We start from the raw sequence: 24,038 nt of genomic DNA, 5'->3' as shown, positions 1-24,038 counted from the left end.
GCCCGGTCAGTCGATCCGTGCCTCGCCGTACGGCACCAGCCGCACCGGCCCGAGCAGCCCGTACGCCTGACGCGCCGTCCCGCCGTAGACCGCGGAGTCGCTGACCCGCAGCCGGTTGGAGAGCGGGGTGGCGACCTCGACCTCGATGACATTGACCCCCCGTCCGAGCACGTCGCCCAGGTCCACCACCGGATGGATCTGGTCCACGGGGTCGAGGCGGTGGCCGTTCACGGTGACCCGGCAGGTGTCGGTCACGGTGCCCAGTTCCAGGCGGGCACCGTGGCCGCCGGTCCACCCGTCGTCGAGGGTGACCGTGGTGCGGTAGCGGCCGATTCCGGCGACGTCCGCGAGCTCGGTGATCTGCGACCAGGGCAGCAGCGCGTCGAGGGTGAGGTCGTGCTCGACGAGGGTGGTGCGGTAGGGCGTGTCGCCGGGCCGCCAGTCCTGGACGTGCAGCTGCCAGGAGGCGAGATCCCTCGGCGCGGGGACGGTCTTGACTGTCGTCCGCACGGTGCGACCTGAGGACAGGACGGTGCTGTACGTGCCTGCTGTTGCCGCCCTGACGGTGAGTCCGGCGTCGGTGAAGCGCACCTCGTCCGCCTCGCTGCCGACCGCGTGCGGACGGCTGCCGGCGCGGTCGCCGAAGAGACCGGGGCGGCCGAGGGCCAGGATCAGGGTCTCGGCGGGCTGGAGGGTGACGCGAGCGGTGACGGTGTCGCCGTCCTCGGTGTAGCGGGCGAGGCGCTCGGCCTTTCCGGTCCACGGGTCGAGGAGGTAGGGCACGGCGCCCGCGGTCGTGCGGCGCAGGGTGACCTCGTGGTCGATCGCGGCCACCGGCGGTTTGACGGTCTCGGCGTGCTTGCCGTTGCAGAGGTAGTAGTAGTCGACGCCGTCGGCCACGCGGTGGGCGTTGAGCAGGGTGGAGGAGGTCGCGTACCGGACGTCGGGTGCCACCCCGAGGTCGGCGAGAGCGGTCGGCACGGCCGACTTGTCGGTGACCTGGCGGACCAGCGGCTGGGCCAGCAACTCGGCTACCACGGAACGCAGTTCGTCGCTCTCGCCGCTGTCCGGGATTCCGGATGGCACCACGGCGTCCCAGGCGCCGAGCAGCACGACCGGCAGTCCGGCGCGGGCGAGGCGCAGCAGGGCGCGGGCGTCGGACAGCGCAAGGGTGACCGTGGAGCCGTAGAAGAAGTCGCCCTCGACGAACAGGGCCTTGTACGCCGGGCCTTCGGGTGCGAGGCGCCCGCGGCGCACGGTGGCGGCGGGCAGGTCGAGCAGCGGCCCGCTGAGGAACTGGTGCGTCCAGCCCAGGGGGATGCCCGTCGCGGTGAACCAGGAGGCGCCGATGCCGGTGGCGGTGTACCCGGTCTGCCGGAACACCGCGACGTCGACGCGCGGGCGGCCGGTCTGCAACACCTGATGAACCCGGCCCAGGTACCCCGACACGTCCGCGACGTGCCGCCAGGTCGGATGCCGCGGGCCCCAGGACTCTCCATAGCCGACCGTCCCCTTGTACGGGGTGAAGGCGGCGTATCCGGGCCAGTTCACGCCCGGCAGCTCGGCGTAGGAGAAGCCGTGGACGACCGTCTGGTTGACCCCGGCCGCATAGGCGCCGCCCATGGTGCGCAGGAACTTCTGCCAGGTGGTGTTGTACGCCCCGCCGGCGTAGGCGCCCGCCTCGCAGGACAACACGGTGTGCCCCGCCATGTCCCGGCCGCCCGCCAGGCAGCGGTAGTCGTCGAGGTTCTTGAAACCGAGGGACTCGCCCTCGGGGATGTCCAGGAGCGCGGCCGAGGCGATCGCGTCGGTCTGCAGCCCATAGGGCTGGGAACGCAGTTCGAGGCCGAGGGAATGGGCCCAGGTGCGCAGGGCCGTCACATGGTGCCGGTTGAAGAGGACGGACACCGTTTCCCAGAAGTCGTGCCGGATCTGCCGGGTGATGGCGGCTTCGAACGCGAAGACCTGGCTGCCGTGGTTGAGGATCACGGCGGGCAGCAGCGGTAGCAGGGAGTCGCCGGTGTGGGCCAGGAACGCGTCCGGGAGGCCCGGCGTCCACTGGAGGCCGTCGGTCTCCAGCTCGATGGAGTCCTCGAAGAGCGCCCCGCCGGAGACTTTGAGCAGGCGCCGGACGGTGGGGGAGAGGAGGTGGGCCTCCCAGAAGTCGGTCACCGCGCGTGTGCCGGCCGCGCTGAAGTGGTCGACCACGTACGCGGCCGGGGCGGTGTGCGGGCCGCCTTCCGGCGTCTGCCCGGAACCGCGGACCCAGTAGGACACGATCACCCAGCTGCCGTCGTCGGGCGCGGTCCAGGTGAGCGTGCCGTCGGTGACGGCGCCGGTGAGGTCCCGGACCGAGTCCAGGTCGAGCCCCGTCTCCTTGCGGGTGGAGTTCGCAGTGTTCACCCGGGCCGCCTGGACCACGAGCAACTGCTGCCGGGTCACGCCCGAGGCGGCGGCGTAGACCGGGGGCGGCACCGGACCGGAGTAGGCGGATCCCGCCGTCAACGTGGCCGTTCCGTAGGAGAGTTCCTTGACCGCCGCCTCGCTGTCCGGTGTGATGCCGGGGACCGCTGCCGGCCAGCTGGGGCCGATGGTCAGGTCGACGGTGAGGCCGCGCCGGGCCGCCTGGCCGAGTGCCGCCTCCACTCCCGCCACCCATGCGGCGCTGCCCCAGCCGTGCCGCGCGGTGTCCAGGACCGAGGAGTCCGTGACGCTGTGATGGACCGCGGCTATCTCGGCCCCGCCGAAACCGGCGTCGGCGATCTGGTCGATCTCGCGTCTGATCTCATCGGGCTGCACAAGGCCGTCGGGCCACCACCAGCGGAACTTCGGCCGCACGGCGCGCCCGGGCGTCGCGAAGGGCGGCCCGACGGCGGTCGAGGCCCTCGCCACCGCGGGCAGGCTCCAGTCGAACGCACCGGCCGCGGCCGTGGCGACGGCGGCTCCGAGGAGAGCGCGGCGGGGAAGCCCCGAGCGGTGGGCCGGGGTGAGGTTGCTCATGGATCTCGTCCACTCTCTCGGAGGGCAGCACAAACAGGACCCCTTCGGGGCCCACGCTTTTGAATCGTTTAAATCCTCCGGGAAGCTACGGCCCCGGATCGGAGAGCGTCAAGATCCGTGCACACCTTCGACCACAGTCGCGTCAGGTGGCGTGCGTGAGCTTCGCAGGCGGAGATCAGGAAGTTGTCAGGGTGTGGGAAGGCCCTCCCTCCTCCCTTTTTCCCGGGCGCAGGCGCTTACCATCGGCCACGTGTGCGCACATGTGCTGGTCGCGGAGGACGACGAGAAACAGGCGGAGCTGATACGCCGCTCACTGCTTCAGGAGGGACACACCGCGACCGTGGTCCACGACGGCGGGGCCGCGCTCGACGAAGTACGCAGGCACAAGCCCGACCTCGTCGTCCTCGACCTGATGCTGCCCGTGATCGACGGCTTCGGCGTATGCCGGGTACTGCGCCGGGACGACGACATCCCCGTCCTCATGCTCACCGCCCGCTCCGCCGAGGAAGACATCCTGCTCGGCCTGGAACTCGGCGCCGACGACTACATGACCAAGCCGTACAGCCCGCGCGAGCTGATGGCCCGTATCCGCACGGTCCTGCGGCGCAGCGGGCGCCCGGCCGATGAGCAGGACCGGGCCGTACGGGCCGCCGGAATCACCGTCGACCCGGTCCGGCACGAGGTGCACTGCGACGGCGCGCGCGTGGAGTGCACCCCCGGCGAGTACGAGATCCTGCGCGCCATGACCGCGGAACCGGAACGCGTCTTCTCCCGGCGGCAGTTGCTCCAGTGCACCCGCGGTATCGACCGGGCCTCCACCGAACGGGCCATCGACGTGCACATCATGAACCTGCGCAAGAAGATCGAGCCCGACCCTCGCCGACCGGTGCGGCTGCTGACCGTGTTCGGCGTCGGCTACAAGCTCAGCGGTGGGCGCGGGTGAGCTCCGGCATACCGCTGCGCAAGAGGCTGCTCGTACGGCTGATGATCACCTCGGTGCTCATCGCCCTCTGCTCGGTGGCGGCGACGGCGTGGCTGGCGGTGCAGACGACGACCCGCGCCATCCAGGAGGAGCAGGGACAGGTCCTCGCCGACGACACGGACATCCTCCGGCAGCTCAGCGGATACGCCGCCACCCACCCGAGCTGGGCGGGCGTCCAGGACACCCTGCGCCGGCTGTCGGCCGCCAAGGGGCGACGGATCGCGCTGACGACGGCGGACCGTACGCCGATCGCCGACTCCGCCAAGTCCCGCACCGCCCTGCCGCCCGGGGCCGCCGCCACCGTCGACCCCCTGCGCACCGACACCTACTCGGAGCCAGGGGCCCAGCTCAGCGGTGTCGACCCGCGCGCCGTGGGGCCCTACCGGCTGACGCCCCTGGAGCGCGCACGGTTGGGCAAGCTGGCGACTGTGCGGCAGAAGTGCGCCGCGCGCAACGGCGTCGACACCACGATCACCTGGATGCCGAGCGGTAGGCCCGTCCTCTCGGACGAGAACGGCATCCTCCCGAACTCGACCGTGCCCGACGTGTGCGCGGACGGACAGCTCAATACCCTGACCCAAACCGAGGAGACGGCGCTGGCCAGGCTGACGACCCTCGCCGAGGCGTGCCTGCGGCGCAAGGACGTCGCTGTGCCCGCGAAGGGGTTCATCTCGCTGCAGTTCTCCAGCCAGGCCCCGCAGCCGCAGTTCGCCCTGGAGAAGGAGAGCCCGGTAGGGCATCCCACGGCGATCGGGGCGAAGGGGAGCGAGTGCGTCGCCGAAGCGCGTCGCGAGCAGCTCGACCCCGATGTCGCGCCCGTCGCCGAGCTGTTCCTGGGCACAGGGGACAGCACCCTCCCGCACTTCGACATGTCGAACGCCAACAAGGCCAAGATCGTCGGAGTCACCGGTCTCGTCCTGGCCCTCACCGTGGCCGTGACCGCGCTGGTCGCCACCCGTCTCGTACGCCCGCTGCGCGCGCTCACGCAGGCCGCCCAGCAGCCGTTGGAGCAGCATGTACGGGTGCCCGTCACCACCCGCGACGAGACGGGCATCCTGGCGGTCGCCTTCAACGAGCTGACCGAGCGCCGGGAGCGGATGGAGGCCCAGCGCAAGGCGATGGTCAGCGACATCGCGCACGAACTGCGTTCCCCGCTCACCAACATCCGCGGCTGGCTGGAGGTGACCCGCGACGGCATCGTCGACCCCGACCCGGAACTGCTCGCCTCCCTGCACGAGGAGGCGGTACTGCTCCAGCGGGTCATCGACGATCTCCAGGACCTCGCGGCGGCCGATGCGGGCACACTCGCGCTGCACCGCGAGGCCGTCCGTGCCGACGAGCTGCTCGCACAGGTCGCCGCGGCGCACCGGGTGGGAGCGGAGGCCGCGGGCATCCGGCTGCGGACGGGGACGGACGGGACGTCCGCGCCGACGGGGAGCGGGTCTGCGTGGATCGACGCGGATCCGGTCCGGATGCGGCAGGCACTCGGCAATCTGGTGTCCAACGCGATCCGGCACACACCGGACGGCGGCACGATCACTCTCTCCGCCCGGGAGGAGGAAGGCCAGGTCGTCCTTGAGGTGGCCGACACCGGCAGTGGTATCGCCGCGGAGGATCTGCCCAGCGTCTTCGACCGGTTCTGGCGGGCCGAGAAGTCCCGCAGCCGGCGCACCGGCGGCAGTGGGCTCGGCCTGTCCATCGTCCGCCAGCTTGTTGCCGCCCACGGAGGTAGCGTCGCGGTGGCGAGTGAACTCGGCGCCGGTTCGGTCTTCACCCTGAGGCTGCCCGCCACTGACCCTCCGGTCGACGCGGACGAGGTCCGGTGACCTGCGCAGGGTGGTGCTGGCGGTACCAGGATCCGCGTTCCCCCGTACAGGAGGGATCTGGTTGCCCCGGCGTCCTGGGAGCACTGTGGTCACATGAACACCACCAGGATGCCGGGGGCCAGAATTCGTGTCACGCCCCTGCGGTCGCTCGCGGGACGCACCTATGTCCCGCGCCGCGGAGGAAGTGGCAGAGGCGCAGAGAGGTCACGAGGGTCGGAAAGTCAGGTTGCAGCCGTCCAGGTGGCCGGGGTCGACGGTGAAGATGCCGGGGGCGTTGTCCATGACGCGGAGCCTCCAAGAGCCGTCGGCGGGGGGTGCCGAGGCGTCGATGGTGCAGGTCGCGCGCGGCTCCGCGCCGATGTCCCAGGCGGAGTCCTTCACTAGGGCCCCTCCGGCGGATCAGGCTGGTGGCCTGGGCGCCGATGAAGTCGTCGACGAGGTCGACGCGAAATGGGCCGCTTTCCGACCGTGGGAAGCGGCCCGTGCGGAGTTCCTCACCGGAATACGTTGTCGGAATCGTCCCAGATCGAGGGCTCGCTCGGCGTGTACTCCCGCGGGACCCTCGACGAGGTCTGGTACATCGCGTCGATCTCGGCGGCGAAACGCCGTGAGATGGCGTCCCGGCGCAGCTTCATCGACGGGGTCAGCAGGCCGTTGGTCTGGTCGAAGGGTTCGGGGAGAACACGGAACACCCGGATCGACTCGGAGCGGGACACGGTGCTGTTGGCCGCGGCCACGGCGCGTCTGACCTCCTCCCGCAGCTCGTTCTCCTCCCGTGCGTCCCGTGCCGACGCGCCTCCCTTGGACCAGGCTCCGCGCCAGTGCGCGAGGAAGTCGGGATCAAGGGTGATGAGGGCACCCACACACGGCCGGTTGTCGCCCACGACGACCGCCTGATGGATCAACGGGTGGACGCGCAGCCGCTCTTCGAGGGCCGCGGGAGCCACGCTCTTGCCGCCGCTCGTGATGATGACGTCCTTCTTGCGGCCGGTGATGGCCAGGTACCCCTCGGCGTCGAGGTGCCCGAGGTCGCCCGTCGCCAGCCAGCCGTCCTGGAACGCGGCGTACGTGGACGGGGGATCGTTGACGTAGCCCTGGAACACCGAGGGCCCCCACACCAGAATCTCCCCGTCCTCGGCCACCCGGATGTCCGTACCGGGCAGGGCGCGGCCGACCGTTCCGAACTTCTCGCGCCCCACAGGGTTGGCCGTGATGCCACCGCTCGTCTCGGTGAGCCCGTACCCGTCATGGACGAAGATCCCGATGCCCGCGTAGAAGAGGGCGAGTTCACGGTTGAGCGGGGAGCCGCCCGACACCGCGCCGCACACTCGTCCCCCCAGGGAGGCCCGCAGCTTCCGGTAGACGGTCTTCTCGTAGAGGGTGTGCTGCAGGCGCAGATCGAAGCCGGGGCCCGAGCCCGTGCCCAGTCGTTGGCGTTCGGTGGCCGCGGCGAAGTCCTTCGCCGTCTGGACGGCACGCTCGAACAGGACTCCGCGGCCCGTCCGTTGTGCGGTACGCAGGAAGTTCTTGTAGATCTTCTCGAAGACGAACGGGACGGCGTAGAGATAGGTCGGGCGGAAGGAGAGAAGCGCCGCGGAGAGTGTCTCCGCACTGAGGTCGGGCTCGTGCCCCAACAGGATGCCGCCCCGCAGACAGAGCCCTTGGACCATGAGGCCGTACACGTGCGAGAAGGGCAGGAAGGCGAGGATGGCGGGCTGCTCACCAGGGGGAGCAGCCGTGTGTCCCCAGCCCGCGAGGAGGGTGTCGCAGGGGCTGGCGAGGTTACGGTGGGTGAGGGCACAGCCCTTGGGGTGCCCCGTCGTACCGGAGGTGTAGGCGATGACCGCGGTCGAGTCGGGCAGCACGATGCGGCGCAGCGAGTCCACCGTGGTCGTCGGGATCGCCCGGCCCCGCTCGACCAGCTGTGCCAGGGCCCCGGTGTCCAACTGCCAGACGTGGCGCAGCGACGGGAGCGACGCGCATGCCGAGCCGACCGTCATGATCCCCTGCTCGTCCTCGACGACCACGGCGACACAGCCCGCGTCCTGGAGGATCCACGCGACCTGCTCGTGCGACGAGGTCGGGTAGATCGGCACGACCTCGGCGCCGACCGCCCACAGCGCGTAGCTGAGGACGGTCCACTCGTAGCGTGTACGTGCCATGACGGCGACCCGGTTCCCCGGACGCAGGCCGGACACGACCAACCCCCGGGCCAGATCGACCACTTCGTCCCACAGCTCGGCCGCGGTCACCGTCGTCCAGATGCCGGGATCGTCGTCGAGACGGCGTGCGATCTGCGGCAGATCCGGCTCGCGGCGAGCCGTTTCGAAGAGACTGTCGGCGAGTCCACCCTGCATCACTGTCGCAGCCGGTGAAGGATTTTCGAACGCGTGCATCGCCGCTCCAGAATTCTCCCCGGCGCGACCCCACCGAGAGGCTCCGGTGCCGAGGATTCACGAATCTAGCCCAGACCGGCCACGACTGTGTCGGATTCAGGCAGCAGTTCGTCTACCGATGAGGTTACGGTCGCATCAGGGACCTCCCACGCTCGTGAGTCGGTCATGGACGCACTCGGTGCGCGGCCGGGCAGGGGGTGGTCGTGCGGTGGCGCGCGACCACCCCCGGTCGGGAGGGTCAGGACGGCGTGGACGGGTCGCTCGCGGCGGCGGCAACGCCCGCAACAGCCCCGACAGCGGCTGCGATCCGGCCGCCCAGGAGACGAGCAGCCGAGCGCTCCCCGTGGCGACGGTGCTTGCACCGGATCACCCGGTGCCACCCGAACGGATCCGCCGCCTTCACATCCGCGCCCACTACTGGTCCGCGAGCCACCGAGCAGGGACGGCTTCCGATCATGCGTGGCTCAGGAGTGTCTCCCGGGAGATGAGGGCCGTTGAGCCCGGTGCCGTACACGCGTGGGCACCCGCGATCGCCCCGAACCGGGCGCACTCCCGTACGTCCCGGCCGGCGAGCCTGCCGTACAGGAAGCCGCACACGTACGCGTCGCCCGCGCCGTTGGAGTCCACCACCGGAGCGGACGGGACGGTTGCCGGAATGTGCCGTGGATCGGGGCCGCCGTCTCTGGTGAGGACGTAGGAGCCGTCCGCGCCCGCCGTGGCGACCACCGTGTGTGCCCGCCCGGCGCGGAGGATCTCCCGCATCAGCGCGGGGGCTTCGCCGCCCACGCCCGCCGCGCTGAAGAAGACGAGATCGGAGCGGAGGGCGAACTCCCGATGGTGGTCCGTGAGTCCGTCCCAGTCGTGCAGATCGGTGGAGACGGGGACGCCGAGGTCCTCGATGTCGTCGTAGAGGAAGCGCCCGAAGTTCATGATGGAGAGGTGGACGTGGCGGGTGCGCCGCAGCCGCGGCAGGTAGAAGTCCCGGGGCATCCGCAGATCCGCCGGGTCACGGCCGTCGTAGAAGGACATCCGACGGCCGGACGCGTCCACCAGGTTGACCGCGCGTCGCGTTCCGGCGGGGGAGATCAGCGGGAGGAATTCGACACCACCCTTGGACATCCGCTCGCGCACCTGTGCGCCGATCCAGTCGTCACCGATGCAGTCGAGCAACCCGACCTTGAGGCCCAGCGCCCGTGTGCCGAGGGCGACGTTCCCTCCGGTGTGACCGGGCCACTCCTCGATCGGGCCGACATGGACGGAGTCGGCGAGCGGGACCGGCAGGGAGTCGACGCGGACGATGGTGTCCACGCCGGTGCCGCCGATCACCAGGACGTCGTACTTCCCGTACTGGTCGTATGCGCTGTACGGGTCGTGGTCGTGGTCGCCGGTCTGGTTGTCTTCCGCGTGCTGTGGGATCACAGATCCATCTGCCCTCTCCTTCCCCGCCGCCCCCAGTATGGCGGGCCATCCCACAACGTGTGGAAGCACGATGCGATGCGGTGTCGGCGGCCGCATGGCGCGTGGTGGACCGCCGCCTCCGCATCGCTCGCGCAGAGGAGATCGGTCATATGGCCGACCTGGACGAGGCGATCAGTGCCAGTCGCGCTTCCGCTCGGGCCACCGCGGACGGTCACCTCAGGTGGCCCGCCCGGTCCCGCTGCTCGGCGAGTCCTGGCCCGGCATCCCGGTCCGCGCCGGCAACGCCTAAGGCCGGGCCGACGCCGGCCGGCCGCCCATCGTCAGAGGGCTCACCCCGCATGGCCTGCGCCACTCCCACCGCACGCGCAGGGGCGGCCTCGGCACCGAGAAGGTGTTCCTGGACGTGCGCGTGGACCCCATCGACGGCTCGGTCCCGGCCGGCTACGCCCACGTGACCCCAGGCATGCGTGAGCGGCTCAAGGCCGGCCTGACCGTGCACTGGGAGGCAGCGCTCGACGTCCGCCGGAGCCTGCACCCGCGTTCGCCGGTCGCCGTACGCGATCGGCTGCTGCGCGTGCGCCACGATGGCCAGTCCGAGCGGAGGAGCTGCGCGTCGAGCCGACACTCGTGAGTGCGTGCTCTCAGAGGTCGACCGGCGACGCGTCGTCGCCGAGGCGGGGTTGGACCCGGGTCAGCAGCCGCTCCTCCAGGACGGTCGCGTAGATGGCGGCTTGCGTGGTGGCGGGGTGGTTCGGCGGCCAGATCCCGCGGCGGAAGACGCAGCGACGGCCACGGAAGAGCACGACCGCGGTGGCGACGACCACGTTGCCTGCGGCATCGGACACGGCTTCGCCGGTGAGTGACTCGAACTCGCCGCCCCGTCGGTCGCAGAGATCCAGTACAGCCTGGCGGGCGGACCGCAGGAACATGTCCGTGTATTCCTGCGGCCCGCCCCAGTCGGCGTGGTGGTCAGTCACCGCAGTTGTGCATCGCGCTGTCGGTGGAGGCCAGGACGACCTCACCGCCGCCGGCGGGAAGGACGAGGTGGACGCCGTTGACCTTGAGACCGGAGTCGGCGCCGGTCGAGAGCAGCTGTTCGTTCACGATGAGCCGGCCACCTCCGACGAGCGGGATCTCCGTGTTCGGATCACCCGACAGCGTAACCGGAACTCCCGCGATCTTCAGGGTGAGCGTGGTGCTGCCCGTGGCCTTGCCGCATTCGCTGGTGGAGGTCGCGGTGAGCCCGGACGCCTCGATGACCGGCACACCGGGTAGTCCGATGCGGGCCTGCGTCACCGTCGAGGTCGCCGTGACCGTGCCGGGGGCGAGCGTCGTGGTGACCTTGGGGCACAGCTTCCGCACCGACAGCAGGAGCGAACTGTACTCGGCCGAGCATGGGGTGTCGGTTGCGCTCGCGTTCGCCGTACGGACGGTTCCGGTGTCGGGCTGGGGCTCGATCTCCAGGAGCGGTACGCCGATGAGAGCGACGTGCGCCGAGAGGCCGTAGGCGTGGCCCGTCGCGTACTGGAGCTTCAACTGCGCGGAGGTCTCGGAGCCGCCCCCACGTATGGGCCGGACGGCGGACAAGGGGTCGCGCTCGCCCACGTGCCGTGACCGACGGAACGGCCGCCGACCGCCCTGCGTAGCCCTTGACTTCACAAGACCACCGCGCGACATTCCTGAGTCCGCATCAGAACCGGGATGCAGAAGACCTGTTGCTTCCCGGGGCACAGCACGCTCGCCCATTCCTTCGCCCGGCTGGAGCGCCCTGCCATGTCCACGAACGCGGACCCCGTGAGACGTACCGAAGCCTCTTCTGCGGACTCCACCGCATCCTCCGGTCCAGGCCCGTCGCGTCGCCGGGTGCTCGGTGCGGCGACGGGAGCCGGGCTCGCGCTCGCGGCCGGTCTGCCAGGTGCCGCGGACGCGGCCGACCTGCCTCTCCTCGGCACGTACGACGTGGTGGTGATCGGCTCCGGAGCGGCGGGGATGACCGCCGCGCTGACGGCTGCGAAACAGGGGCTGAGCTGCGTCGTCGTCGAGAAGGCGCCCACGTTCGGGGGTTCGGCGGCGCGTTCCGGCGCGGGCGTCTGGATCCCGAACAACCCGGTCATCCTCGCCGCGGGGGTACCGGACACCCCGGCGAAGGCCGCCACCTACCTCGCGGCGGTGGTCGGCCCCGACGTCTCCGCCGCACGCCGGCAGGCCTTCCTCGGCAGCGGCCCCGCCATGATCTCCTTCGTCATGGCGAACAGCCCGCTCCGCTTCCGCTGGATGGAGGGGTACAGCGACTACTACCCCGAACTCCCCGGCGGACTGCCCGGTGGCCGCTCCATCGAACCCGACCAGCTCGACGGCAACATCCTCGGTGCCGAACTCGCCCATCTGAACCCGTCGTACATGACCGTGCCGACCGGCATGGTCGTCTTCAGCTCCGACTACAAGTGGCTCACGCTCGCCGCGGTCAGCGCGAAGGGTGCCGCCGTCGCCGCCACCTGCCTGGCCCGCGGCACCCAGGCGGCCCTCCTCGGCCAGAAGCCCCTCACCATGGGCCAGTCGCTGGCGGCCGGTCTGCGTGCCGGACTGCTCGCGGCCCAGGTTCCGGTGTGGCTGAACACCCCGCTCTCCGACCTGTACCTGGAGAACGGAACCGCCACGGGAGCCGTGGTCACCAGGAACGGCACCCCGGGCCTCATCAGAGCCCGGCACGGGGTGATCGTCGGATCCGGCGGCTTCGAGCACAACGCGGCCATGCGCGACCAGTACCAGCGACAGCCCATCGGCACCGAGTGGACGGTCGGCGCCAAGGAGAACACCGGCGACGGCATCCAGGCGGGGCAGCGGGCCGGCGCGGCGCTCGACCTGATGGACGACGCATGGTGGGGCCCGGCGATCCCGCTGCCCGACCAGCCGTACTTCTGCCTCGCCGAACGCACCCTGCCCGGCGGGCTCCTCGTCAACGCAGCCGGCGCGCGCTTCGTCAACGAAGCGGCCCCCTACAGCGACGTCGTGCACATCATGTACGACCGTGACAGCGGCGCGCCCGACATCCCGGCATGGCTGATCGTCGACCAGAACTACCGCAACCGCTACCTCTTCAAGGACGTGCTGCCCACCTTCACGTTCCCCGATACGTGGTACACGTCCGGCGCCGCCCACAAGGCGTGGACCCTCGACGCCCTCGCGGCACAGATCGGCATGCCCGCCGCCGCGCTCCGCAGCAGCGTCAACCGCTTCAACAGCCTTGCCCTGAACGGCAACGACACCGACTTCCACCGCGGCGACAGCGCCTACGACCACTACTACACCGACCCCGCGATCCTCCCCAACTCCTGCCTGGCGCCTCTGTGGCTCGCCCCCTTCTACGCCTTCAAGATCGTTCCGGGTGATCTGGGCACGAAGGGCGGCCTGCGAACGGACGCCCGGGCGCGGGTACTGCGGCCGGACGGATCCGTCATCCCGGGCCTGTACGCCGCCGGAAACGCCAGCGCGGCCGTGATGGGCCACAGCTACGCGGGAGCGGGTTCGACGATCGGCCCGGCGATGACCTTCGGCTACATCGCGGCGTTGGACATCGCGGCCGGCGCGGGCGCCTGACGGATGTGCAGGGCTCCAACAGAGCGCGGAGTGCCCGACCGTGGTCGTGTGATGCTGGGGTCATGACTGATCAAAGCGAGACGGTCGTCGTCCGTCGGCCAGGTCATGGCGGTCCCGTCGACGAGGGGTTGGCCGCGTTGTTGGCGGCCTACCATCTGCAGACCCAGGCCGAGAAGGGCGAGGCCGTTACCGATGTCAACGGGCTGCCGGACCGCTACCGCGCGGAAGTCCTGGGCTCGCGGGCCGCGTTCGTCGACGATGTCGTGCTGGTGGCGCTGAGCGGGGAGACCGCGGTGGGCTGCCTGGTGGTGACCGCCCCTGTCGCCGGGCGGTCGGAGGCCAAGAGGCTCTGGACGGACCCGGCCTTCCGGGGCCGCGGCATCGCGTCCGATCTGGTCGGAGCGGCTCTGGCACACGCCAGGGAAAGCGGAGTCAGCACGGTGCGGCTGTCGGTGTGGAAGTGGCGGTCGGGAGCCATCGCCCTCTACGAAAGGCTCGGTTTCACCGTGGCCGAGTCATGGGACGAGCGGGAGCAGTTGGTCTGCATGGAACGCGCCCTGGGAGCCGACGCCGCCGCCTGAGCGGAACTCGCGGGATCCCACGGGCACTCGGGTGCCAGGCAGCCTTTGCGTGCGCAGTGGCGTTTCTTGGGCATGACGGGACACGCGAGTCCGCTTCCGTACATGTTGTGCGTCTCCTATGTCGGTGCATGGTTCGCAGGTTTCACATGCTCCGCACTGCCAGAGGAGAACGACCCGTGTTCCGACGTCCTGCCCGTCCCGTCACCGCGGCCGTCGCCGCGCTCGCAGCCGTCGGCGGCCTCACCGCCACCGCGACCGCCGCCACATCCACCACCGCCACACCCGACGCCACATCCACCTCCGCGCACTCGCCCGCGCATGTCGCGCGCCATGTCCTGCTGTTGTCGATCGACGGCCTGCACCAGGCCGACCTGGCGTGGTACGTCGCACGTCACCCGAGGTCCGCGCTCGCGCGGCTCGCCACCGGTGGGGTCGAGTACACGCACGCGAGGACCACCGACCCCTCCGACTCGTTCCCCGGCCTGGTCGGCCAGCTCACCGGCGGGAACCCGGGCACCACGGGCATCTACTACGACGACGGCTACAGCTCCGCACTCCTCCCGGCCGGAACGACCCACTGCGCGGGCGCCAAGCCCGGCGCCGAGGTCGACTTCACCGAGGACCTCGACCGCAACAAGGACTCCATCGACGCCGGCCAGGGGCTCGCAGGCCTGCCCGACAGCATCCTCAAGATGACGGGTGCCGCCCGCGGCCTCATCGACCCGTCGAAGCTGCCGGTCGACCCCAAGACCTGCAAGCCGGTGTACCCGCACTCGTATCTGAAGGTGAACACGGTCTTCAACGTGGTCAGAAAGGCCGGGCTGCGGACCGCCTGGTCCGACAAGCATGTCGCCTACGAGATCCTCAACGGCCCCTCCGGCAACGGCGTCCAAGACCTTTTCGCCCCCGAGATCAACAGCCAGGCGATCGGCTACCCGGCAGGCACGGACTGGACGAAGGACAACGCGGCGACGGAGCAGTACGACGGATACAAGGTGAAGGCCGTCCTCAACGAGATCGACGGCTACGACCACGGCCGCACCCACAGGACCGGCACCCCGGCGGTCTTCGGCATGAACTTCCAGTCCGTCTCGACCGCCCAGAAGCTGCCCGCCTCCGAGGGGCTGACGGGCGGCTACGCGGCGAAGGGTGTCCCCGGTCCGCTGCTGGCCAAGAACCTGGTCTTCGTGGACCAGGAGGTGGGAGCGTTCCTCACCGAACTGCGCAAGCAGCACCTGGACGGCAACACGACCGTCATCCTCTCCTCCAAGCACGGCCAGTCACCGACCGACCCCAAGGCCCTGACCCGTATCGACGACGGCCCCCTGCTCGACGGCCTCAACGCCGCATGGAAGAAGGCCCACCCGGGCGCCGGTGACCTGGTCGCCCACTCCGTCGACGACGACGCCATGCTCATCTGGCTCAACGACCGCTCGCAGGCCGCCACCGCCTTCGCCAAGGCGTACCTGCTCGCCCAGTCCGGCACCGGCAACGACATCGCCGGCAAGGCCAAGCCCTTCACCGCGAGCGGCCTGAAGGACTTGTACGCCGGTGCGGAGGCCGCGCGGTACTTCCACGTCGAGGCGGGCGACTCGCGCGTGCCGGACCTGTTCGGCATCGCCCAGTACGGCGTCGTCTACACCGGCGGCAAGAGCAAGATCGCCGAGCACGGCGGCGCCCACGCCGACGACCTCGACGTCCCGCTCGTCGTCTCGGGCGCCGCCACTCCGCACGGCGTGCGCGTCAGCGGCCCGGTGGAGACCACGCAGATCGCCCCGACGATCCTGCGACTGCTCGGCCTCGACCCCCGGGCCCTGGACGCCGTACGCGTCGAGCACACCGCGACCCTGCCGGTGCGCTGACGCCACCCCGACGCTCCACCGACGGGACCGCCGCCATGACGACGGTCCCGTCACCGGGCTCCGGGCCCATGGGACTGTCAGTGGTGGCTGCGAGACTGTGGACATGATCGAGTCGAATGCGAAGGCGGATCTTCTCCGCTCCCTGCAAGCCGCCCGCGACGCCCTGCTGTGGAAGCTCGACGGGCTGTCGGAGTACGACGTCCGCCGTCCGCTGACGCCGACCGGAACGAATCTGTTGGGGCTGGTCAAGCACGTCACCGGAGTGGAGCTGGGGTACTTCGGCGACACCTTCGAGCGGCCGTTCTTCGAAGAGCCGCCGCTCTGGTTCACGGCCGACGCCGAACCCAACGCGGACATGTGGGCCGACGCCGATGAGTCGCGCGAACACATCGTCGGACTCTACCGACAGGCATGGAAGCACTCGGACACCACGATCGAGACCTTCGCGCTTGACGCGATGGGTCGTGTGGCGTGGTGGCCCGAGGACCGCAGAGAGGTGACGCTGCACCAGGTCCTGGTGCGCGTGATCGCCGACACCCACCGGCACGCGGGCCATGCCGACATTCTCCGGGAGTCCATCGACGGGGCTGCCGGGATGTGGGAAGGGAACGACGCCATGCCCTCGGGCGATCGGTCATGGTGGGACAGCCATCGCAGCCGACTGGAGCGCGTGGCGCGGGAAGCCGGCCGCGACTGACGCCGCCCCGCTGAGCCGGAACGCGCCTTGATCTCGGAAGTCAGTTCCACAGGGGAAGGTCGAGCCATTGCCCGAATCCGTCCGGCTTCCCCTTGGTGTAGACGAGGCTCAGCTGGGTGTAGTGCGACAGATCAGGGTGCTTCTTCCAAGGCTGCGGGGCGTTGAGCCGCACGATCACCGGGTACGAGTGGAATTTGCCCCCGGCGCAGTCCGGCCTGCAGTCGTTCACCACGTTGAAGCCCTCGGCCACCGCGGAGTCCTGGTGCCACTGAGACCAGCGGAGCGAGGTGAGGCGGCTGTTGCCGTCACCGCACGCGAGAATGAAATTGGTGGGGCGCACCTGCGCGTGCCAGAAGCAGTCGACCATCACGGGCCGTCCCGCCGCCGACTGCACGGTGGGCGTGGACGCCGGTGACGGAGACGGGTCGGAGGAAGCTGTTCCCGTGATTGCTGCGAGCGACACAGCGGCACAGAACGTCACCGCTGCCCTCACTGTGCGTCTTGGCATGTTCGCTCCCAGTCGCAATCTCTTTCGACCAGCAGGCCCGGCGCCCGGTCCGCCCCTTCTTGCGGCGGTCGGCTCCTCTATCGACGCTACGACGCTGTCGGAGGATGCACCACTTGCACGGAGTCACGCGTGCTCCCTCCCAGCGACGGACCCCGAAGGAGAGACCGCATGAGTACGACCAATCCACGGAGGCGGGCCGCCATGTTCGTCGGAGACGACGACGATCCCCGGCTCGAAGCTCCCTCGACCGGTGAGGAGCGAGCCATGCTCATCGGATTTCTCCGGGCTCAGCGGACGACACTGGAGCTGAAGTGCGCTGGTCTGGAGGGGGAGTTGGCCCGACGTTCCGTCGAGCCCTCCACGCTCTCGCTGCTCGGACTCGTACGCCATCTCGCCGACGTGGAGCGCCGATGGTTCCGCCAGGTTCTCGCCGGTCAGGACGCGCCACCACGCTTCTCGTCGCCGGTGGAACCGGACGGTGACTTCGACGGCGCGGTTCCCGATCCTGACCTTGTGACCGTAGCGTGGCAGGCATGGCGCGCCGAGGTCGCGTTCGCTGACGCCTTCACCGGGGAAGCGCCCCACCTCGACATCGCGGGCGAGGACGCATGGCGTGGGACGGTGTCGCTGCGCTGGGTGCTCATCCACATGATCGAGGAATACGCCCGTCACAACGGACACGCCGATCTCCTCCGTGAACGCATCGATGGGGCGATCGGCGTCTGAGGAGGTGATTTCGGGGCTTGATCCACACACCGAGTCGGCCGTTGCGCCGAGCGTGTCGTCAGCCCAGTGGGTGTGTGGCAGCGTGTCCGCCGTGGGGGAGATGGTGGAGCGCGTGGACGAGCAGGACCACACCGTGGGAGTGGTGGACCGAGGCGAGGCCATCCGTCGACGGTGGCTGCACCGGGTTGCCACCACCGTCTGCCGCGACCCTGACGGTCGGATCCTCGTCCACCGGCGCCCGGATCACGTTTCCCGCTTCCCAGGCCAGTACAACTGGCTGGTCGGCGGTGCCGTGGGCGTGGGCGAGACCTATCCGGCAGCAGCCTCTCGCGAACTCGCCGAAGAACTAGGGGTGCACACCCCGACGCGGTTCCTCTTCAAGTACCTTTGCCGGGGTGTCATCAGTTCGTACTGGCTCGGCCTGCACGAGGCGGTCCTCAACCAGCCGGTTATACCGGATGCCTCGGAAGTCGCCTGGCACGACTGGCTCACCCCGGTAGAGCTGCGCGCTGCGATGTACGACACGACGTTCGTCCCCGACGCCCGCGAGGCGTTCGATCGGTACCTGGCGGAAGAGGCGGGTCCACGCGGCTCCTTGGCACGGCGCCCTACGCTCCCACGGCGCATGGAACGCTCACGCTGACCGCTCCCAACTCGGCCTGTGCCGGCGTCGGCTCCTCTGATCCGCCAACAGCCCGTGGCAGGGACCGCAGGTCTGAGCGGCGTGCGGTTGTGGTGACAGGGTTGCCATGACGACTACGGCGACCGTCGCGAGCCACACCGAGTACAGCACTACCGCGAGGCACACGGGCAGTACGGGCACCGCGAGCGGATGTCGTGGCGCGTATGCGGTGTAGTAGTCGCTGTCGCTCATCAGCCGTCACGTATTCGGGGCCGCAGCTCGACCGCACAGGTCCCCGTACGCGGCACTACGACGCCGTCGGTGCGGTCGGGAGGGCGATGCGCGCGGACAGCGCCGCATGGTCGGAGAGGAACGACCTTGTCCCACGGCCGAGCTGTACCGGGTCTGTGAACAGCAGGTGGGGTTCGGTCACCGGGTACCGTTCGGCATCGCCCGCGACCAGTAGATAGTCGACGCGGTGCGCCGAGGCGCCCGGCGGCAGCAGCTCGGTATGGAACGTGGGGCGACCGACCGCGCGGAAAGGGTCCCGCCACGCTCCTGCGTCCACCACCCGTGGGTAAAGGGGGCTGCTGTTCGACATGTTCAGATCACTGTCGACGGTCACCGGTTCCGTATCGCCCCGGCGAGCTTTCTGCAGGGCCTGATGGAACACGGCCAACTGCCTCCGCTGGAAGCGGTGGTGGCGGTTGCCCACCGACCAGTCGCCGTCCTTGTTCGCGGTGAGGTGGACGTTGCCCACCAGCGTGCGGCGTCCCGCCAACTCGAAGGTCAGCACACCCTGTAGACGCCCCCACAGGGTGCTGGATCCGCGGAACGGCGGGCCGGATTTCTCGGGCGGGGAACCACGATTCTCCGGCAGAAGTCGACCGCACGTTCCTTCGACGGAGGCAACGTCGACGAAAACCCGCAGTACGCACGCAGCGGGTTCAGGACTGGTGGGGCCGGTCGGTCGGTGGAGTCAGGAGACCGCGGGCGGCATCGCCGCACCGACCGACCCACTCTTGACAAGGTCGCGCGGCAGTACCTCGAGTACGTCGGGCAACGGCAGTCAGGACAAGGCCGGGGCGGTCTTCAGTGACGAGACTAGGCGACGTCACCGCACTCGCGCGGGTAATGCGGTTCTCGTATAGTGGAGTGTAATTCTCTCACCTGTACGGTCAGATGCAGAACGACCGATGTGGGCAGCTACCCGGGGGTGCCGTGACCTTGCAGCGGGTCGAAGTCGGGCTGGTCAGCGCCGATGAAGCCTTGGTGGAGTTCTTCGCCGCCGTTTTCGAACTGGAACGGCTCCCGGCGGTCAGATCTGGCTCTGGAGTCGTACACCGGCTCGAGGCACCCGGCACGCAGATCAAGGTGATGGTTCCTTCGCGGCGGCCTGCCTCCGCCGAACCGGCCGAGGCTTTCTTTCACTTGACCGGCGTGCGCTATCTGACCATGTACGTCGATGATCTCGACGGGATCATCGAACGCGGTGTGGCCCACGGCGGACATGTGCAGCACGGTCCCATGGACGTGGGTCCCGGAGTGCGCATCGCCGTCCTCCGGGATCCCGATGGCAACGCCATAGAAGTGGTCGCCGCTGCTCCGTGAGCCCAACCGGTCAGCGACTCGTCACCGGGTATCGACCCGCAACTCTCGGGTGTACCGGTCGTACCGTGTGCCGTCCTTCGTGCGTATCTGCTGGTCGGGGATGAACCCTGCCCGCCGCGCCACCGTGGCGGATCCGGGATTCTCCGCCTCCACCTGGATCAGCGCCTCCTCCCCGCCCTCGATGGCCGCGTACTGGGACACCAACAGGACGGCGCGGGTCGCCGGGCCGCACCCCCTCCAGGACGGATAGAGGCCGTACGCGACATTCACCTGGCCGGGAGTCAAACCCTCCCCTTCGAAACGCAGGTCGATCGTCCCCGCGAGGTGCGCCTCCACATCGTCTGGGCGAAGCGGGGACAGAGTGATGACCCCGTCGGACAGTGTCACTTCATGCATCCGGCGATTCTTGACCCCGGAGCCGCTTCGCACCATCGGATTCCGTGGGCCCGCACTGAGCTGCGGTACGGCCGATACCTCCAGCGCGAAAGCACGCAGTCCCGACTCGCCGTCGCATGACGGCAGTGATGCCACTACATTTGGTGTCATGACTGCCATCACTCTGCGGATTCCCGACGCCATGGACAAGGCGCTGCGCGATGCCGCAGCCGGCGCCCCCTCCCTGAACGACTACATCCTGCGAGCCGTGCGTCGGCAGATGACGCTGGACGCCGCCCGTCGGCTCGCCCGGATCGAGCCCCTCGATCTGGGCGGCGAGGGCGACGCCCTGTGACGATCCAGAAGGGCGATGTCTGGGACGTCGACACCGGCAAGGGAAACCGCACGGTCCTCGTCGTCAGCCTTGACGGGCTGGCCGATGCGTACGGCGCCGTGGTCGCCCTCGTGCTGCACGCCCCGGCAGTGCACCCCGACACGGCGATGAGCGTGCGCCTGACCACCCCGGTCGACGCCTCGGTCGTCGCCGTCAATCTCCTCCAGCTTTCCGCGGCGCGTTTCGAGACGGCCACCCTGCTCGGCAACATCGGGCCCGAGCAGCAAGCGCTCATCGACAACGCACTCCGGGCGGTCCTCGACCTGTGACCGAAACCCTTCCGGGGTAGCGGACCTGGCCAGTCACGCCCCGCGCGTCCAGGTGCGCGGTCCAGGCCTCCATGTCGGCTCGCCAGCGATCAATGGCACCGGCACCAACCTCACCCCTCTCCTGGAACACGCGGCGGCCCCAGCCCCCCGTGCTTCCGCTGGACCTCATGGACGGCCCTGCTCGGGTATACGATCAGATGGTGCGCGGTGAGCAGGGCGGATTGCCTGTGCGGCGTCTTCCTGAAGGACTGCGCGCCTGGGAAATGGGAGCCATCGCCTCTGGCGCAGGCCCTGGCGTCCGCCGGGAACCCCGGCCCTGATGAGCGCCGCGCAAGGAGTGCTCATGACCAGTCCACACGAGATCGATCCGCGCGCTCTCGATGATCCGCGCAACGTCTATCCGACCGACGAAGAGTTCTACAGGAGCGGGCGCCCGGCCGACGCCGCACTGCCGGAGGACCGGCCCCGTGGAGGATCGCCCTCGACGCCGCTGAAGCGGCGGGGGACGTGGGCGACCGTTGCGCTCGTCGCCGGCATCATCCTGCTGATCCTCGTCGGGATCGCACTGTTCCCGTGAGTGATCGGGAGCGGCCGAAAGTCACCGTCGCAAGGGAGACCCGGAAGGGGCGGGAGCTGGACACTCGGACCGGCTCCCGCCCCGGAAGGGGACCGCTCAGGTGCGGTAGGCGTAGTACGCCGCGTTCGGGTACGACGCGATGATGCTCGCCACCGACCTGTTGTAGGTGTTGGTGGAGTGGTACGTCACGTACGGCACGCCCTGCGGGCTGCGGTAGGTGACGATCATGCTGTGGTCCTTGGACCCGTCCTTGTTGAAGTCCATCTGCAGGACGTCACCCACGTCCAGCTGGTAGACGTTGGCGAGGCTGGTGACCCGCTTGGAGGACAGGGCGAACCACGAGAACTCGTTGACGCCGACGAACGAGTCCGACTGGATGTCGGAGTTGCCGAACCACTTGTGGAAGTCGTCCGTGTAGCCGGGGACGTGCTTCCAGCCGCCTGCTTTCAGGGACTGGCTGACGAAGTTGGTGCAGTCGCCGCCGGCACCCTGCCCGTTGAAGTTCGGGTAGGCCGAGTTGTAGTTGTTCCAGTACTTGGCCGCGTACGCCGCCATCGCCTTGTAGTCGTAGCCGGAGGCCGAGAAGTTCTTCGGCTTGGCCGGCGCGGGCAACGTGGTGACGGAGCGGGTCGCCGTGGGCGGAGCGTCGTCGGCAGCCGTCTTCGGCGCGGCGACGAACGTGGTGGCGGCGACCTGGTTGACCGCGACGCCGTCGTCGGTGTCACGGATGCCGGTCAACTGCCAGTCGCCCTTGCGATCGGCCTTGAACGTCAGCTCGTGGTGCGCCTGGAAGCCGGTGGTCTTCGGCTCGTTGCCCTTGACCTTCTCGTAGGTCAGCGTCGTCGTCTCGGTGACGTTGACCGTGGCGTGACGGCCCTTCAGGCGCGTACGGTCCAGCGAGACGCTCGTGTTGGCCGAGCTGTACTTCTCGCCGAGCGACTCCAGACGCGATTTGCGGCCCCGCAGTTGCGACAGTGCGGACTTCTCCTCGCTCGAAAGCGTGGAGGACACCCGCACGTCGCCGGAGAACCGCGACGACAGTGACGTGTTCCGACTGGTCTTGCCGCTGTCCACCAGGGCGTCCGTACGGTCGGTGAAGACCGCGTCCGCCAGTCGTTGGAAGGTGGCTTTGGTCGACGGATCCACGGCAGGGTCGGCGACAGTCGACGCGCCCGCGGTCCAGTTGGGCAGCAGCGCGGCGCCGGCGACGACCGAGGCGGCCGCTGCCGTGACTATGGTCGCCCGTCGCCGCTTACGGCTCAGTTTCCTTGATCTCAATGATGTTCCCCTCTACGCCGGTACTCGATACCGGGAGCCGCATCCTCGCACGGCATGTGTGGCTCCTGTGAAGGGGGTTGCCGAAGTGGCCCAACCGCAACACGCGATCCGTCGAGGGGGCCGTCGCCCCCCTGCCTGCCCCGACGTCGCGCCGCGCGTTTTCGTCCTGATACCGCTCATCCACACCGGGGCGAAGTCGGCTAAATCGCTGCGCCGTGAGGGCAGCGCCCCGTCGCCACTTCGACCCGGTGGTCTCCGGCTCCGCGTTCCGTTCGCCGACCTCCGCGATGTGCCGTACGGCGAAGGGCTGTTAGCGACGGCGGGGACGCGCGGGCTGTGCGTCTCAGGAGGTGACGCGTGCGAGGAAGTCGCGGACGTACCCGGCGATTTCCTCCAGGTGACTCTCCAGGGCGAAGTGCCCGGATTCAAGGAGATGGATCTCGGCGTCGGGCAGGTCGCGTTGGAAGGCGCGGGCTCCGTCCGGGCCGAAGATTTCGTCGTTGGCCCCCCATACGGCCAGTAGCGGCACCTGGCTGTCGCGGAAGTACTGCTGCAACTGGGGGTAGAGCGCGACGTTGGTCGGATAGTTCCGGAACAGTGCGAGCTGGATGGCGTCGTTGCCGGGGCGGTCGAGCAGCGCCTGGTCGATGGTCCAGCTGTCCGGGCTGACGAGGCTCGGATCCGCGACCCCGTTCAAGTATTGCCATCGGGTCAGTTCGAGGGTCAGGGCCCCGCGGAGGGGGGCTTCGTTCTCGGGCGTCGGGTTCTCGGCGTAGGCGAACAGCCCGTCCCAGAAGGCCTTGACGAATCCGTCGGTGTAGCCGTTGCCGTTCTGCGTGATGATCGCGGTGATGCGCTGCGGAGACCGCGTGGCGAGCCGCCAGGCGAGGGGCGCTCCGTAGTCCTGCGCGTAGACCGCGAACTGGTCGACGCCGAGCTGTTCCAGCAGACCGTCGGTCACGTCGGTCAGAGTGTCGAAGGTGTAGTCGAACTCGTCGACCGTCGGCATGGCCGACTGTCCGAATCCGATCATGTCGGGCGCGATGACGCGGTAGGTGTCGGCGAGTGCCGGGATGAGGTTCCGGAACATGTGCGAGCTCGTCGGGAAGCCGTGCAGCAGCACGAGTGCCGGTGACCGCGGGTCTCCGGCCTCTCGGTAGAAGACATCCATGCCGTTGACGGTGGCGGTGCGGTGATGCACGACGCTGCTCATGTCAACCTCCAAGGTCGCTTTGAACGGTTAGTCGCAGTCCAGCATGGAGGACCTAACCTGTCAAGTCATCTTTGATGGTTAGATATGTTGAGGCGGCAGCCCCGA

At 69.4% G+C, this 24,038-nt stretch carries 23 protein-coding genes and 1 pseudogene; 13 read left to right on the top strand and 11 right to left on the bottom strand.

Features of this window, described 5'->3' with window-relative positions:
• Window positions 1–6: 6 nt before the first annotated feature.
• Window positions 7–3,000: a glycosyl hydrolase gene (locus ACZ7M2_RS34245; protein WP_471598606.1), complete on the bottom strand. Its 2,994-nt coding sequence runs from the start codon at window positions 2,998–3,000 to the stop codon at window positions 7–9.
• A 250-nt stretch (window positions 3,001–3,250) separates the two neighbouring features.
• On the opposite strand from ACZ7M2_RS34245, the gene ACZ7M2_RS34240 reads away from it, so the two are divergent.
• On the top strand, window positions 3,251–3,943 hold the full coding sequence (locus tag ACZ7M2_RS34240; RefSeq protein ID WP_471598605.1) for a response regulator transcription factor: 693 nt from the start codon (window positions 3,251–3,253) through the stop codon (window positions 3,941–3,943).
• Window positions 3,940–5,808 carry a sensor histidine kinase gene (locus ACZ7M2_RS34235; protein ID WP_471598604.1) on the top strand — a complete coding sequence of 623 codons (1,869 nt, stop codon included), beginning with the start codon at window positions 3,940–3,942 and terminating at the stop codon, window positions 5,806–5,808. Before ACZ7M2_RS34240 ends, ACZ7M2_RS34235 begins: the two co-directional genes overlap by 4 nt.
• Before the next feature lie 204 nt (window positions 5,809–6,012).
• Here ACZ7M2_RS34235 and ACZ7M2_RS34230 read toward each other — a convergent pair whose 3' ends face one another.
• The 3 genes from ACZ7M2_RS34230 to ACZ7M2_RS34220 all read right to left on the bottom strand — a co-directional run bounded on the left by ACZ7M2_RS34230 (window position 6,013) and on the right by ACZ7M2_RS34220 (window position 9,533).
• Window positions 6,013–6,189 carry a hypothetical protein gene (locus ACZ7M2_RS34230; protein ID WP_471598603.1) on the bottom strand — a complete coding sequence of 59 codons (177 nt, stop codon included), beginning with the start codon at window positions 6,187–6,189 and terminating at the stop codon, window positions 6,013–6,015.
• Window positions 6,190–6,302: 113 nt separating this feature from the next.
• Window positions 6,303–8,204 (bottom strand): AMP-dependent synthetase/ligase, encoded by a 1,902-nt coding sequence (locus tag ACZ7M2_RS34225; RefSeq protein ID WP_471598602.1) that lies wholly within the window; start codon window positions 8,202–8,204, stop codon window positions 6,303–6,305.
• A 453-nt stretch (window positions 8,205–8,657) separates the two neighbouring features.
• Window positions 8,658–9,533 (bottom strand): carbohydrate kinase family protein, encoded by an 876-nt coding sequence (locus ACZ7M2_RS34220; protein WP_471598651.1) that lies wholly within the window; start codon window positions 9,531–9,533, stop codon window positions 8,658–8,660.
• Window positions 9,534–9,831: 298 nt separating this feature from the next.
• Here ACZ7M2_RS34220 and ACZ7M2_RS34215 point away from each other — a divergent pair.
• Window positions 9,832–10,254: pseudogene (locus tag ACZ7M2_RS34215) on the top strand (LacI family transcriptional regulator); the annotation flags it as partial.
• A 10-nt stretch (window positions 10,255–10,264) separates the two neighbouring features.
• On the opposite strand, the gene ACZ7M2_RS34210 reads toward ACZ7M2_RS34215, so the two are convergent.
• Window positions 10,265–10,600 carry a hypothetical protein gene (locus tag ACZ7M2_RS34210; RefSeq protein WP_471598601.1) on the bottom strand — a complete coding sequence of 112 codons (336 nt, stop codon included), beginning with the start codon at window positions 10,598–10,600 and terminating at the stop codon, window positions 10,265–10,267.
• Complete coding sequence (locus tag ACZ7M2_RS34205; RefSeq protein ID WP_471598600.1) at window positions 10,593–11,228, bottom strand: choice-of-anchor P family protein; 636 nt, start codon at window positions 11,226–11,228, stop codon at window positions 10,593–10,595. The genes ACZ7M2_RS34210 and ACZ7M2_RS34205 overlap by 8 nt, the downstream gene beginning before the upstream one ends.
• 168 nt (window positions 11,229–11,396) lie before the next feature.
• Here ACZ7M2_RS34205 and kstD point away from each other — a divergent pair, with 168 nt between their 5' ends.
• From kstD to ACZ7M2_RS34185, 4 genes are all read left to right on the top strand, one after another.
• The gene (gene kstD, locus ACZ7M2_RS34200) at window positions 11,397–13,220 is read left to right on the top strand and encodes a 3-oxosteroid 1-dehydrogenase (protein WP_471598599.1); all 1,824 of its coding nucleotides are present in this window, start codon (window positions 11,397–11,399) and stop codon (window positions 13,218–13,220) included.
• A gap of 62 nt (window positions 13,221–13,282) precedes the next feature.
• Window positions 13,283–13,801 (top strand): GNAT family N-acetyltransferase, encoded by a 519-nt coding sequence (locus ACZ7M2_RS34195; RefSeq protein WP_471598598.1) that lies wholly within the window; start codon window positions 13,283–13,285, stop codon window positions 13,799–13,801.
• 176 nt (window positions 13,802–13,977) lie between these two features.
• The gene (locus ACZ7M2_RS34190) at window positions 13,978–15,663 is read left to right on the top strand and encodes an alkaline phosphatase family protein (RefSeq protein ID WP_471598597.1); all 1,686 of its coding nucleotides are present in this window, start codon (window positions 13,978–13,980) and stop codon (window positions 15,661–15,663) included.
• A 103-nt stretch (window positions 15,664–15,766) separates the two neighbouring features.
• Entirely contained in the window at window positions 15,767–16,360 is a 594-nt protein-coding gene (locus ACZ7M2_RS34185) for a DinB family protein (protein ID WP_471598596.1), read from the top strand.
• A gap of 40 nt (window positions 16,361–16,400) precedes the next feature.
• On the opposite strand, the gene ACZ7M2_RS34180 is transcribed toward ACZ7M2_RS34185, so the two are convergent.
• A complete protein-coding gene (locus tag ACZ7M2_RS34180) occupies window positions 16,401–16,823 on the bottom strand; it encodes a hypothetical protein (protein ID WP_471598595.1) in 423 nt (140 codons plus the stop codon).
• Between the two features lie 213 nt (window positions 16,824–17,036).
• Between ACZ7M2_RS34180 and ACZ7M2_RS34175 the strand changes: the two genes are divergently transcribed.
• Together ACZ7M2_RS34175 and ACZ7M2_RS34170 are read left to right on the top strand one after the other, a co-directional pair.
• Window positions 17,037–17,594 (top strand): DinB family protein, encoded by a 558-nt coding sequence (locus tag ACZ7M2_RS34175; protein ID WP_471598594.1) that lies wholly within the window; start codon window positions 17,037–17,039, stop codon window positions 17,592–17,594.
• Window positions 17,563–18,237 (top strand): NUDIX hydrolase, encoded by a 675-nt coding sequence (locus ACZ7M2_RS34170; protein ID WP_471598593.1) that lies wholly within the window; start codon window positions 17,563–17,565, stop codon window positions 18,235–18,237. Before ACZ7M2_RS34175 ends, ACZ7M2_RS34170 begins: the two co-directional genes overlap by 32 nt.
• A gap of 286 nt (window positions 18,238–18,523) precedes the next feature.
• Here ACZ7M2_RS34170 and ACZ7M2_RS34165 read toward each other — a convergent pair whose 3' ends face one another.
• Window positions 18,524–19,012: a hypothetical protein gene (locus ACZ7M2_RS34165; protein WP_471598592.1), complete on the bottom strand. Its 489-nt coding sequence runs from the start codon at window positions 19,010–19,012 to the stop codon at window positions 18,524–18,526.
• Between the two features lie 425 nt (window positions 19,013–19,437).
• Between ACZ7M2_RS34165 and ACZ7M2_RS34160 the strand changes: the two genes are divergently transcribed.
• Entirely contained in the window at window positions 19,438–19,827 is a 390-nt protein-coding gene (locus ACZ7M2_RS34160; protein WP_471598591.1) for a VOC family protein, read from the top strand.
• 21 nt (window positions 19,828–19,848) lie between these two features.
• Here the strand turns inward: ACZ7M2_RS34160 and ACZ7M2_RS34155 are convergent, their stop codons facing one another.
• Complete coding sequence (locus ACZ7M2_RS34155) at window positions 19,849–20,223, bottom strand: GNAT family N-acetyltransferase (RefSeq protein ID WP_471598590.1); 375 nt, start codon at window positions 20,221–20,223, stop codon at window positions 19,849–19,851.
• A 148-nt stretch (window positions 20,224–20,371) separates the two neighbouring features.
• On the opposite strand from ACZ7M2_RS34155, the gene ACZ7M2_RS34150 reads away from it, so the two are divergent.
• The 3 genes from ACZ7M2_RS34150 to ACZ7M2_RS34140 all read left to right on the top strand — a co-directional run bounded on the left by ACZ7M2_RS34150 (window position 20,372) and on the right by ACZ7M2_RS34140 (window position 21,442).
• On the top strand, window positions 20,372–20,557 hold the full coding sequence (locus ACZ7M2_RS34150) for a hypothetical protein (RefSeq protein WP_060896809.1): 186 nt from the start codon (window positions 20,372–20,374) through the stop codon (window positions 20,555–20,557).
• Window positions 20,554–20,865 carry a hypothetical protein gene (locus ACZ7M2_RS34145; protein WP_179858423.1) on the top strand — a complete coding sequence of 104 codons (312 nt, stop codon included), beginning with the start codon at window positions 20,554–20,556 and terminating at the stop codon, window positions 20,863–20,865. Before ACZ7M2_RS34150 ends, ACZ7M2_RS34145 begins: the two co-directional genes overlap by 4 nt.
• A gap of 343 nt (window positions 20,866–21,208) precedes the next feature.
• Window positions 21,209–21,442 (top strand): hypothetical protein, encoded by a 234-nt coding sequence (locus tag ACZ7M2_RS34140; RefSeq protein ID WP_352050081.1) that lies wholly within the window; start codon window positions 21,209–21,211, stop codon window positions 21,440–21,442.
• Window positions 21,443–21,538: 96 nt separating this feature from the next.
• Here ACZ7M2_RS34140 and ACZ7M2_RS34135 read toward each other — a convergent pair whose 3' ends face one another.
• Window positions 21,539–22,720, bottom strand: coding sequence for an amidase domain-containing protein (locus ACZ7M2_RS34135; protein ID WP_352050082.1), 1,182 nt, complete (start codon window positions 22,718–22,720; stop codon window positions 21,539–21,541).
• A gap of 343 nt (window positions 22,721–23,063) precedes the next feature.
• Window positions 23,064–23,933: an alpha/beta fold hydrolase gene (locus ACZ7M2_RS34130; RefSeq protein ID WP_471598589.1), complete on the bottom strand. Its 870-nt coding sequence runs from the start codon at window positions 23,931–23,933 to the stop codon at window positions 23,064–23,066.
• Window positions 23,934–24,038 lie beyond the last annotated feature (105 nt).

This window comes from Streptomyces sp. NPDC111507, assembly GCF_055638955.1.
The sequence above is the reverse complement of the archived record's forward strand: the minus strand, read 5'-3'. Positions and strand labels throughout refer to the sequence as shown.

Excerpts from the sequence above, each read along its gene's own strand:
- kstD (WP_471598599.1), top strand. The coding sequence starts at position 11,397 with ATGTCCACGAACGCGGACCCCGTGAGACGTACCGAAGCCTCTTCTGCG.
- ACZ7M2_RS34195 (WP_471598598.1), top strand. The coding sequence starts at position 13,283 with ATGACTGATCAAAGCGAGACGGTCGTCGTCCGTCGGCCAGGTCATGGC.
- ACZ7M2_RS34245 (WP_471598606.1), bottom strand. The coding sequence starts at position 3,000 with ATGAGCAACCTCACCCCGGCCCACCGCTCGGGGCTTCCCCGCCGCGCT.
- ACZ7M2_RS34185 (WP_471598596.1), top strand. The coding sequence starts at position 15,767 with ATGATCGAGTCGAATGCGAAGGCGGATCTTCTCCGCTCCCTGCAAGCC.
- ACZ7M2_RS34130 (WP_471598589.1), bottom strand. The coding sequence starts at position 23,933 with ATGAGCAGCGTCGTGCATCACCGCACCGCCACCGTCAACGGCATGGAT.
- ACZ7M2_RS34150 (WP_060896809.1), top strand. The coding sequence starts at position 20,372 with ATGACTGCCATCACTCTGCGGATTCCCGACGCCATGGACAAGGCGCTG.
- ACZ7M2_RS34225 (WP_471598602.1), bottom strand. The coding sequence starts at position 8,204 with ATGCACGCGTTCGAAAATCCTTCACCGGCTGCGACAGTGATGCAGGGT.
- ACZ7M2_RS34140 (WP_352050081.1), top strand. The coding sequence starts at position 21,209 with ATGACCAGTCCACACGAGATCGATCCGCGCGCTCTCGATGATCCGCGC.
- ACZ7M2_RS34155 (WP_471598590.1), bottom strand. The coding sequence starts at position 20,223 with ATGCATGAAGTGACACTGTCCGACGGGGTCATCACTCTGTCCCCGCTT.
- ACZ7M2_RS34175 (WP_471598594.1), top strand. The coding sequence starts at position 17,037 with ATGAGTACGACCAATCCACGGAGGCGGGCCGCCATGTTCGTCGGAGAC.